The sequence below is a fragment of the Janibacter sp. RAF52 genome (genome assembly GCF_052114035.1).
Classification (GTDB): Bacteria; Actinomycetota; Actinomycetes; order Actinomycetales; family Dermatophilaceae; genus Janibacter; species Janibacter hoylei.
In genome coordinates, this window is sequence record NZ_JBFRDY010000004.1 from 258031 (window position 1) to 268256 (window position 10226).

A 10226-nucleotide genomic window follows, 5' to 3' on the forward strand; every position below is an offset into this window, starting at 1 on the left:
CACCTCTACGTCGCGGTCGTCACGGCTGCCGCCGTGGTGGCCTTCGTGCTGGCGCTCGTCGTCAGCGGTCCGCCTGACAAGTGGGCGTGGACCACGGCCCTGCTCGTCGTCGGAGCCGTCGCCGGCCTGAGCCGCCCGCCCGCGATCGGCTCGATCCGCGTCTCGGTCTCGGGCATCGTGCAGATCGCCGCGATCCCGCTCGTCGGTCCCGTGGGCGCGGCTCTCGTCGCGGCCGTGCCGGGGCTCGTGCGCCGCAGCGGCCCGGTCAAGGACCTCTTCAACACCGCGCAGCGCGTGCTGCTCGTGCTCGCGGGCGCCGCGGCCTACGGCCTCGTCGGCGGCGAGCAGCTCACCTCGAGCCCGAGCACCAACGCGTGGGTGCTGTGGCTGCACATGATGGTGGCGGCCCTCGTCGCGGCGCTGGCCAACACGGTGCTCCTGGCCGGGGTGCTCCAGCTGAGCAGCGCCGGCTCGCTGCGCGTCATCACCGCCGATCTGCTGCGCCAGGTCATCCCCGACTACGCGAGCTATCTCGTGGCCGGCTACCTGCTGACGATCCTGTGGGCGCCGGCGGGGCTGGGCTGGATGTCGATCTTTTTCTTCCTCCCGTCGCTGCTCGTCATCCAGTGGGGGCTGCACCAGCACGCGAGCGAGTGGGCGACCCGCCACGACATGCTCACCCCCTTTGTCGAAGCCCTCGACATCCGCCGCCCCGGCGCCGCCGAGGAGGCGCGCCTCGCCTCGGGCGCGGCCCACGCGGTCGCGACGGGGCTCGGTCTGTCGCCGGCGCTCGTGGACCGCATCGCGACGGCCGCGCGGCTGCGTGACGTGGGCATGCTCGCGCTCGACGGGGCGGCGCCGGCGATCGTGCGGCGCGACCACTCGCTGGCGGCGCGCGAGGTCGTGGGGTCGGTGACCTTCCTCCGGGCGACGCTCGACCTCGTCGACGGCCACCACGAGCGGGTGGACGGTCAGGGCCACCCCCTCGGGCTCGTCGGCGGGGAGATCCCGCTCGGTGCGCGGGTCCTCGCCGTCGCCGACACGTGGGCCCACCTGCGGGCCGAAGGGTGGTCCGCCCGTGACGCCGTCGACCACTGCGAGTCGCAGGTCGGGCAGAGCCTCGACGAGTCGTGCGTCGCGGGGCTGCGGCGGGCCCTCGAGCGTGACCAGCTGCCGCAGGTGACGTCGTGAGGCTCGCTCAGCGGTTGCGGCCGGGGCTGACCCTCTTCGGGGTGGCGGTGCTCCTCGGGTCGATGGCGGCCGTCCAGGCGGACATCACGGAGCCGATGGTCACGCCCTTCGCCGTCGCGGCGGTCTTCGCGATCGTCATCGGCGAGCAGGTGCCGATGCAGTTCTCCCAGCGGGTCATCGCGCCGTTGACGACCGCGCCGGCGCTCGGGCTGATCCTTGCCCCGCTCGGTGCCGCCTCCGGTGAGGTGCCGAGCGCGTGGACCGTCCTCGCCGTCATCTGGCTGAGCATCCTCGTCGGCGGCCTCGTCGCCCGGGTGCGTGGGCGCTCGGTCGTCGAGGGCTCGCTGGGGTCACGATTCCTCGGCATGGCTGTGACGACGGCGCTGGCGCGGGGGGTGTCCGTCGACGGTCAGACGCTCGTCGACTGGGCCTTTGCCGCGCACGTCCACCCGGCGCTCGGCGCGCTCGGTCTCATGCTCGCCGCGCTCATCGGTGGCCTCGCCGAGCGGGTGCTCGACAACGTCGTCGCGTGGCTCGGGCAGGGGCAGCGCCTCGCGCACATCGTCGCCGCGGAGGTCGGCCCGATCACGGGCATCTCGGTGTCGACGGTGGCGACCGGTCCGCTCATCGCCCTCGCCACGCCGGTGCTCGGTTGGGCCGCGATCCCGCTGCTCATCGTCCCGGTGCTCGTGACCTATCTCTCCGTCCGGCGCCTGGTGAGCACCCGGCAGTCGCTCGACGAGTCGCTGCTCGCGATGTCGCGGCTCAGCGAGGTCGTGGGGCTGACCCGGTCGGCGCACGTGCGCCGGGTGGCGGACCTCGCGTGCGCCGTGGGGCACCAGCTGGGTCTCGACGCGGCCGGCATCCGTGACGTGGAGCGCACGGCGTTGCTCCACGATGTCGGGCAGCTTGGTCTGAGCGAGCCGTTGCGGGGTGGGGCGACGCTCTACGCCGGTGACGGCGAGCAGGCCGAGATGGCGCAGGCCGTGACCCGGATCCTCGGCGAGACGCCCCAACTGGCGCGGCTGCTGCCGCTCGTCACCCAGGTGGGCACGCCCTTCCGCCGCACCCGCGAGTTCGGCGAGCACATCCCGCTGCCGAGCCGCATCGTGCGGGTGGCCAACGCCTGGGACGACATCACCGAGGGCGCACGCTCGCCCCGTGCCCAGGAAGTGGCGCTCGAGCGGCTGCACCTCGGTCTCGGCTATGACTACGACCCCGAGGTCGTCGCGGCGCTCGAGCGGACGCTCAGCGCGGGGTGAGCATCACGACGCGTCGCGCGTGACGTGGACCCAGAAGCCGGAGGACGTGCCGAAGCGAGCCCGGTGGCCTGACCACCGCACGTTGAGCGTCGTGCCGGTCGTGGTGTCGACGACGGGCACCCTGATCGTCGGGCTGCCGCCCGAGGCGCCGACGAGCAGCCCGCGGGATGCGGCGTACTCGTTGGCCGTGACCTGCACCGTGATGACCGGAGAGCTGTCGGTCGCCGTGATGACCACCCAGCCGCGGCTGTCGACGGAGACCCGCTCGATGCCGATGCAGGCGCGGTGGCTCGACCGCTCCGCCCGCGGGTAACCGTCGGCCGGCAGGAGGATGTGGCACGAGGTGAGCGTCACGGACCCGGCCGGCACCGTCGCCGGGTGCGAACCACCGGACTGCCCGACGGCGACACCCGTGCCGACGGCGAGCGCGACGGTCGCGAGGCCCGCGACCCAGCCGGCGCGCCCCATCACATCGCCTCGCGGACGGCGGCGAACCAGACATTGGAGTTGGTGCTCGCCGCGAGCTTGTAGTCGGAGGCGTTGGCCAGGTTGAGTCGCCGCTTGCGCTTGGTGTCGTAGAGCGAAAACGTCGCGTAGGTGCTGCGCGAGTCGGCCCCGACGAGGATCCCGCGCATGGCGATCGTCTCGTCGGCGACGGCGGCCACGGACGAGGTGCGCCCCTTGTAGGGGTAGTGGAGCTGGATGCGCCCGTTGGGCGTGATCCGCAGCTTCGTCACGCCGACGCACGTGTGCGTGCTGTTGTGGTGCAGGTAGGGCCCGCGCTTCGGGTCGAGCCGGATGACGCAGCCGACGAATTGCGTCTCCGGACCGACGAGCGCGGCACCCTCCGTGCTGGCCGTCTCGGGCCGAGCCGCGGCACTGCCCGCGGCGGCCACCGCCCCGAGCAACAGGGCGGCTGCCGCCCAGGCCGTCAACTTCGTGCGGGCGCGCGCAGGTGCGCGCAAGATCCCCATCCCCATGGCATGTCCCCAGTCGTTCGTGGTCGTCCTGCGACCCGGCTGACCCGGTCGGGCCAGCACGGCAGGAAGATAGCGCACCACGACGGCGCGACACCACCTGACGGGGCGACACCACCTGACGGGCGAAGGGCCCCCTTCGCCCGTCAGCGCGGCGTGATCGACGCGCTCGTCTTCGCGCCCGCCGCGGAGCCGGTGCGCCGTGCGGTGACCCGCACGGAGATCCGCTGTCCCCGGTCGCCGAGGTTGAGCGTGTAGGTTTTGGCGGTCTTGCCGGGCTTGGCGACGCCGTTGCGGTACCACTGGTAGGCGTAGCCGTCGGGGCGCGGGGTCCACGACCCGACCATGGCGGTGACCTGGTGGCCCGCCCTGGGTGTGGGGGCGTGGATCCAGGGGCTGGCCGTGGCGTGCAGCGGCACGGCGGTGCGGGCGGAGGTCGAGGCGGTCGCGGTGCGGCCGGAGCGGCGGGCGGTCACGGTGACGCTGATGTAGCGCCCGGCGTCGGCGGTCGTCAGCCGGTAGGTGCGGCCGGTGGCGCCGGCGATGGCGGTGCCGTTGCGCTTCCACCGGTAGGTGTACGACGTCGGGGTGGGGGTCCACGTGCCGGTCGAGGCGGTGAGGGTGCGGCCGACGGCACGGGTGCCGCTGATCCTGGGCACGGCGGTGGCGGTCAGGGCGGGCGGCTTGGTCGAGTTGTCGATGCGCACGACCGCCTGCGTGGCGGTGGCCGACTCGGTGGTGACGCGCAGCCCGCCGTCACGGTTGGTGAAGGTCCTGCCGGCGCCGACCGCGACCCGGTCGTCGGGCGCCCCGGTGGGGGTGGCGTCGAGGACGACGGTGCCGGAGGTCGCACCGAGGCGCAGCACCCGCACGCCGGTGTCCTGGCCGGAGGGGTTGCTCGCGTCGCGGCCGGTGGGGGTGCGGTACTCGACCCAGTAGCGCACGTGGGTCGTCGAGTCGGTGACGACGGCGGCGCGCACCCCGGTGCCGCCGGAGAGCGGCCGCAGGGTCACCCGCGTCGTGCCGAGGCCGACGGTGGTCGCGGCGGAGGGCGGCAGGATCCCGGCGATGAGGGCCTGCGGGGCCGAGAGCATCGGGGTGTCGTCCTGGGTGGAGGGGCCCATGATGTCGAGGGAGTCGCCGTACTCCTCCTCGCTGCACGCGCTCTCCCACATGCCGGTGTCGGTGAGGCGGCCGTCGGAGCGGGTGGCGCAGGTGAGCAGGTTGGCGTGCTCGAGCCCCATGTTGTGCCCGAGCTCGTGGGCGAGCACGGGCGTCGCCGTGTCGGAGACGTGCAGGATGCCGCCGGAGCTCGTGGACAGGCCGATCTGGCCGTAGCCGTAGCCGCAGGTGCGGTAGGTCGCCAAGGGCAGCTTGATGACGAGCGTCGCATTGGCCCGGCCGTCGTAGCCGGTGCGGTCGGCGGCCTGGCTCCACAGGCGCAGCAGGTCGCTGCCGCTGCACGTGTAGGCGGAGGTGAAGTGCGCGGCGACCGTCGGCGCCGCGATGCGCAGCCGCCCGGCGGACTGCTCGCTCCAGAAGGCGTCGGCGCCGGCCACCTGCCGGCGGGCGACGGTGGCGGTGACCGCCTCGCGGGTGGCGCCTCGGGGGGTGACCTCGACGTAGGTGATGCGGCGGGTGCTCGGTGCCTCGGCGGTGCTCGCGGTGGTCGTGGCGACGACTTGGTCGACCTGCAGGGCGGGGGCGCCGGGCGCGAGGGCGGCGTCGGTCGTGGCCTGGCCGAAGGGGGAGGACGCGGCCGCCGGCGTCCGGTCGGAGGCGTCGCGCAGCTGCGCGGGCCGCAGGCGGTGGCGGGCGGGCGTGGGCTCACCGGTGGGGACGGTGAGGGTGCGGTCGGCGCTCGCGGCGGCGACGACGCTGTCGGGGGCGGTGACGTCGACGGTCACGGTGTCGCCGGGGGAGGCGGCGGCCAGGGGGGCGGGGTCGAGGGGTACGAGGCGGCCCTCGGCCCAGATGCCGACGAGCTGGCGGGTGCCACCTTCGACCGCGGTCTTGAGCAGGGGGCCGGTCAGGCGCACCGTGGCCGTGTCGGTGCCGCCCGGCTGGGCGCTGGCGCCGGCCGCCGAGGTGACGGTGACGGCAGCGGTGAGCAGGGCGGGCAGGAGGGCGCGTGCGCGCATGGGTGGGCTCCGGGTGGCAGGCGGCGGCACGGGGCCGCAGCAGGGTGGCTCGGGTGGTCCGGCGAAGGCCGGGGTGAGTGTCGTAGGGATGATGGTGACACCGACCGCCCATGATGGCACCCGCGGTGCGCCCAGCGGTCCATGCGTGACGCTCACCCTGAGATCGCGTCGGGTCGTGGCTCAGGCCCGTCGTCGGGCGACGGAGCGGCTCTGGTTGGCGGCCCGGTGCCGCGCGGCGGCGAGGGTCCGCAGGGTGGAGGGCGACTCCCTCCCTTCGGCCTTGAAGGCACGTCGCATGGCCTGGAGGGAGGAAAAGCCGCACTCTTCGCTCAGCTCGGTCAGCCCGAGGTCGGGCTGCTGGCTGAGCAGGGCGACGGCCACCGAGACCCGCGTGGAGGTGATGCACCGGGTCACCGTCGTGCCGTTGTCGCGGAAGGCCCGCGAGAGGTGGCGCACCGAGACGGTGAAGGCGGCCGCGATCGTCTCGGGGCCGAGGTCGGTGTCGGCGTAGTGGTCGACGATGTGGTGCAGCGCTGCGGAGTAGAGGCTGTGCTGCTGGGCGCGCATCGGCCGCAGCCGGCCGTCGAGGACCAGGGCACCGAAGAGATCACGCACCGTCCGGTCGAGCAGGTGCCGGGAGAAGGGGCCGGTCGGTGGCTCCTGCAGCAGGCTCGTCAGGACGCTCTCGGTCGTGCGCACGAGCGCCGGGTCGACGGAGGTGACCTGCTCCAGCCCGGGGGAGGCCTCGAGGATGCCTCGCCCTGCGGAGACGGAACGAAAGCTGGCGAGGTACAGGCGTGCTCCGTCGGGCACCTCGAGCAGGCCGGTGTCGAGGTCGACGAGCAGGGTGGCGCGGGGGAGGCGGGTGCTTGCCCCGGCTCGGCGCAGGAGGCAGGTCCCCTCGAGGACGATGGCCATGGTCAGCGGGTGCCGCTCGCGGGTGGCGTCGACGGCGGTGGGGCCGGCCACGTGGCGCACCCGCAGATCGTCGGTGACGGGGCGCCACGTGCTCGCCGGTGCGGCGGTCTCCCCCCGGAGTGGCGCGTGGTGTGCGTCTAGGCTCATCCGGGCTCCCTCCGATCGATGGCGCTGCGTCCGATCCTGATCACTTCGTGTCCGAAAGTGATCGTATCGGGACACTGCCACCGGCCACGTCCGAACCTCGACGCCGTTGCGGTGCCACCCCGGCGGTGTGGGAGGATGTCGACGGCTCACCAGCCGCCCGTCGTGGCCTCACCCGGCCGCCGCAGGGCGCCCCTTGTCTGATCCCCGAGTTTGTCTGAGGTCTGTCTGCCGTGTCCGCGTCCGAGCCCACCACCACGTACGACCTGACTGCACCGCAGTTCGTCGCCCACGAGGGTGGCAAGGTCGAGGTACGGGCGACGAAGCCGCTGCGCGACGAGGACGACCTGTCGCTGCTCTACACCCCCGGTGTCGCGGACGTGTGCCTGGCGATCGAGCAGGACCCTGCGCTCTCGCGGGCCTACACCGCGCGCAACAACACCGTCGCCGTCGTCACCGACGGCACGGCCGTGCTCGGCCTGGGTGACATCGGCCCGCTCGCCGCGATGCCGGTCATGGAGGGCAAGGCGGTGCTCTTCAAGCACTTCGGTGGGGTCGACGCGATCCCCGTGTGCCTGGAGTCGGGGTCGGTCGACGAGCTCGTCGACGCGATCGCGCGGATGGCGCCGAGCTTCGGCGGCATCAACCTCGAGGACATCTCAGCGCCGCGGTGCTTCGACCTGGAGCGCAAGCTGCGCGAGCGGCTCGACATCCCCGTCTTCCACGATGACCAGCACGGCACGGCGATCGTCGTGCTCGCCGGGCTCATCAATGCGTGCCGGGTCGTCGACCGGGCCATCGGGTCGCTGAGCGTCGTCGTCAGCGGTGCGGGTGCGGCCGGTGTGGCCGTCACCCAGCTGCTGCAGCTGGCCGGCGTCACCGACATCGTCGTGTGCGACTCGCGCGGCATCATCGGCAAGCACCGCCACGACCTCGTGGCGCACAAGGAGATGCTCGCGGCGACGACCAATGTCACGGGCAAGACCGGCACGATCGGCGACGCGCTCAAGGGCGCCGACGTCTACATCGGCGTCTCGGGGGGCAACGTGCCGGAGGAACAGGTCGCGGCGATGGCCGAGGGGCCGATGATCTTTGCCCTGGCCAACCCGACACCCGAGGTGCACCCCGACATCGCGCACAAGTACGCGTCGATCGTCGCGACCGGCCGCAGCGACTTCCCCAACCAGATCAACAACGTGCTCGCCTTCCCCGGCATCTTCCGCGGGGCACTGGACGCCGGTGGTGTGCAGATCAGCGAGGAGATGAAGCTGGCCGCCGCCCGCGCCATCGCCGACCTCGTCGAGGAGCCGACGGCGGACAAGATCGTCCCGCCGGTGTTTCAGGAGGGTGTCGCCGAGGCTGTTGCTGCGGCGGTGGCGGCCCACGCGGGGTAGCCTCCAGCTCGTTGGTCGAGGTGCGAGGCCGCCTGCGGCCGAGCCGAGACCCCGCGTCCTGCGAAGGGAGCACGCGTGACCCACTGGCGGATCGCCCACGGCGTCGCCTGGGTTGGTGATGCCGACCGCGTCGCGCTGGTCGACACCCGTCGTGGAGCGCAAGCGGTGCCCATGCACGTGCAGGCGCCCTTCGCCACGCTGTGGACCGCCCTCGAGGGCGGTCAGGTCGCGCAGGCGAACCTCGAGATCGCTGCCGCGGGAGTCGTGGACGAAGGGGAGGAAGCCGCCTTCGTCGCGAGCTTCGTCGAGTCCCTGAGCAGCCTCGGGGTCGTCGAGAAGGTCATGTCGTGAGCAGCATCCCGCTGACGCTGGCCGAGGCGGTGCCGCTCGGCACCGTCCTGCTGCAGCGGCTGCTCGACGACGCGGGCATCCGCTCGCTCGTCATCAAGGGGCCCGCCTTCGTCGAGCTCGGAGTGCGTCGGCCGAGGCAGAGCAACGACATCGACCTGCTCGTGGCGCCGGGGGACAGGGAGGCCGCCACGGAGGCGCTCGCGGCTGCCGGGTGGTCGATCATCAGCCACTGGTTCCCGCCGGCCCTCGACGACGTCATCTACTCGACGACCTTCAGGCACGCGCAGTTCCCGTCGACCCTGGACCTGCACCACCACTTCAGCGGGTTCTTCGCCGACGACGCCTTCGATGCGCTGTGGCGCTCGCGATCGTGCGTCGCCGTCGCCCACCACGACGTCGTGACGGTCGGGCGCGAACACGCTCTCGTCATCGAGGGGCTCAATGCCTTCAAGATGCTCGAGGACGGCTCTCGAGCCGAGGCGGCTGATCGCGTCGTCGGCGTGGTCGCCGATATCGATGTGGACGCCGTGGCTGAGGCCGCCGAGAGCGTGGGGGCCCGACACACCGCCGCGCCCCTCATCACGGCCTTGGGAGGTGGGTCGCCAAGCAGCTCGCCCCCGCCCGGCTACGAGCAGTGGGTGCAGCGCGGTGCGCGCAACAGCGGCCGCGACCTGATCATCGACATCCTGAGTCGCGCGCCGGGCCAGGCGCCCCGGGTCGTCTGGGAGCAGCTGACTCTCGACCCCGACGTCGCCCGCTTCTGGGCTGCCACCCACGGTGTGCCCTATCGCAGCCCGCAGCAGATCCTCTGGGTGCGCGTGCGACGGGCCCTCGCTCTGCGTCGCTGACGGCCTGCCGTCAGATCGTGTACTCCACCCCGTGAGTGCCGGAGATCATCCCGGCGCCGACGGTGTTGCCCGTCGCCGGGTCGATGAGGATGAAGGAGCCGGTTGCCCGGTGGGTCGCGTAGGCATCGACCGCCAGTGGCTGCGACAAGCGAAGGGAAACGGTCCCGACCTCGTTGAGCCCCAGCTCGCTGACCTCGCCGTCGCGCTCGAGCGTGTTGACGTCCAGGCGTGCTCCCAGCCCGTCGACGATCGCCTTGACGGTGCGGGTGGTGTGCTTGAGCAGCAGCTTTTGCCGGCTGTGCAGCGTGCCGGTGGTCATCCAGCAGACGGTCGCGGTGACCTCACGGGTGACCTCGGGGGCGTGCTCGGCGTCGGCGATGAGGTCGCCGCGCGAGACGTCGACCTCGTCGCCGAGGCGCAGCGTCACCGACTGGCCGGTGACGGCCTGCTCGTGCGTGGCGTCCAGCGTGTCGATGCCGGCGACCGTCGTGCACACCCCGCTGGGGAGGACGAAGACGTCCTGACCGCTCAGGAGAACAACAGGACGGGACGCTCGAACTCCGCGGCGACCTCACGGATGATGTGGATCGACTCGCTCTCGAGGGACTCGAGGTGCGTCACGGCAGCCGGTGGGCAGCAGTGGGCACGAGGAAACCTCTCTTCGGACGGGACCCTCGGAGCATAACTGCCTGTTATGGATCACCAAACTCGCGTTCGTGCGTCGGGAAGGGTCTCTTCAGCTGTCGGTGCCGAAGAGGTCGCGGGTGTAGACCTTGTCGGCGACGTCGTCGAGATCAGGGGTGCGGCGGTTGGCGATGATGACGTCCGCCTCGTCCTTGAAGGCCTGGGCGTCGCGGATGACGCGGGAGCCGTAGAAGGTCTCCTCGGTCAGGGCGGGCTCGAAGATGATGACCTCGATGCCCTTGCCCTTGAGGCGCTTCATGATCCCCTGGATCGAGGAGGCGCGGAAGTTGTCCGAGCCGGCCTTCATGATCAGGCG

The 10226-nt window shown here is 72.4% G+C and carries 11 protein-coding genes and 1 pseudogene; 5 read left to right on the forward strand and 7 right to left on the reverse strand.

The window, feature by feature from the left end:
- Positions 1–33 precede the first annotated feature (33 nt).
- On the forward strand, positions 34–1191 hold the full coding sequence (locus AB4Y78_RS07970) for an HD-GYP domain-containing protein (protein WP_441737016.1): 1158 nt from the start codon (positions 34–36) through the stop codon (positions 1189–1191).
- On the forward strand, positions 1188–2453 hold the full coding sequence (locus tag AB4Y78_RS07975; RefSeq protein WP_441713684.1) for an HD-GYP domain-containing protein: 1266 nt from the start codon (positions 1188–1190) through the stop codon (positions 2451–2453). Before AB4Y78_RS07970 ends, AB4Y78_RS07975 begins: the two co-directional genes overlap by 4 nt.
- Before the next feature lie 3 nt (positions 2454–2456).
- Here the strand turns inward: AB4Y78_RS07975 and AB4Y78_RS07980 are convergent, their stop codons facing one another.
- From AB4Y78_RS07980 to AB4Y78_RS07995, 4 genes are all read right to left on the reverse strand, one after another.
- Complete coding sequence (locus AB4Y78_RS07980) at positions 2457–2921, reverse strand: hypothetical protein (protein WP_265231244.1); 465 nt, start codon at positions 2919–2921, stop codon at positions 2457–2459.
- Positions 2921–3418, reverse strand: coding sequence for a hypothetical protein (locus AB4Y78_RS07985; protein ID WP_265231246.1), 498 nt, complete (start codon positions 3416–3418; stop codon positions 2921–2923). Before AB4Y78_RS07985 ends, AB4Y78_RS07980 begins: the two co-directional genes overlap by 1 nt.
- A 158-nt stretch (positions 3419–3576) precedes the next feature.
- Positions 3577–5571, reverse strand: coding sequence for a hypothetical protein (locus AB4Y78_RS07990; RefSeq protein ID WP_441713685.1), 1995 nt, complete (start codon positions 5569–5571; stop codon positions 3577–3579).
- A 180-nt stretch (positions 5572–5751) separates the two neighbouring features.
- On the reverse strand, positions 5752–6636 hold the full coding sequence (locus AB4Y78_RS07995) for a helix-turn-helix domain-containing protein (RefSeq protein WP_441713686.1): 885 nt from the start codon (positions 6634–6636) through the stop codon (positions 5752–5754).
- Between the two features lie 230 nt (positions 6637–6866).
- Here AB4Y78_RS07995 and AB4Y78_RS08000 point away from each other — a divergent pair, with 230 nt between their 5' ends.
- The 3 genes from AB4Y78_RS08000 to AB4Y78_RS08010 all read left to right on the forward strand — a co-directional run bounded on the left by AB4Y78_RS08000 (position 6867) and on the right by AB4Y78_RS08010 (position 9226).
- Complete coding sequence (locus tag AB4Y78_RS08000; RefSeq protein ID WP_441713687.1) at positions 6867–8027, forward strand: NAD(P)-dependent malic enzyme; 1161 nt, start codon at positions 6867–6869, stop codon at positions 8025–8027.
- Between the two features lie 75 nt (positions 8028–8102).
- Entirely contained in the window at positions 8103–8378 is a 276-nt protein-coding gene (locus AB4Y78_RS08005) for a hypothetical protein (RefSeq protein WP_441713688.1), read from the forward strand.
- Positions 8375–9226 (forward strand): nucleotidyltransferase family protein, encoded by an 852-nt coding sequence (locus AB4Y78_RS08010; protein WP_441713689.1) that lies wholly within the window; start codon positions 8375–8377, stop codon positions 9224–9226. Before AB4Y78_RS08005 ends, AB4Y78_RS08010 begins: the two co-directional genes overlap by 4 nt.
- A 10-nt stretch (positions 9227–9236) precedes the next feature.
- On the opposite strand, the gene AB4Y78_RS08015 is transcribed toward AB4Y78_RS08010, so the two are convergent.
- The 3 genes and pseudogenes from AB4Y78_RS08015 to AB4Y78_RS08025 all read right to left on the reverse strand — a co-directional run.
- Positions 9237–9722: an elongation factor 1-alpha C-terminal domain-related protein gene (locus tag AB4Y78_RS08015; protein ID WP_441713690.1), complete on the reverse strand. Its 486-nt coding sequence runs from the start codon at positions 9720–9722 to the stop codon at positions 9237–9239.
- Between the two features lie 35 nt (positions 9723–9757).
- A pseudogene (locus AB4Y78_RS08020) lies at positions 9758–9847 on the reverse strand (phosphoadenosine phosphosulfate reductase family protein); the annotation flags it as partial.
- Positions 9848–9962: 115 nt separating this feature from the next.
- On the reverse strand, positions 9963–10226 hold a 264-nt coding region (locus tag AB4Y78_RS08025), incomplete at its 5' end, for a UDP binding domain-containing protein (RefSeq protein ID WP_441737019.1).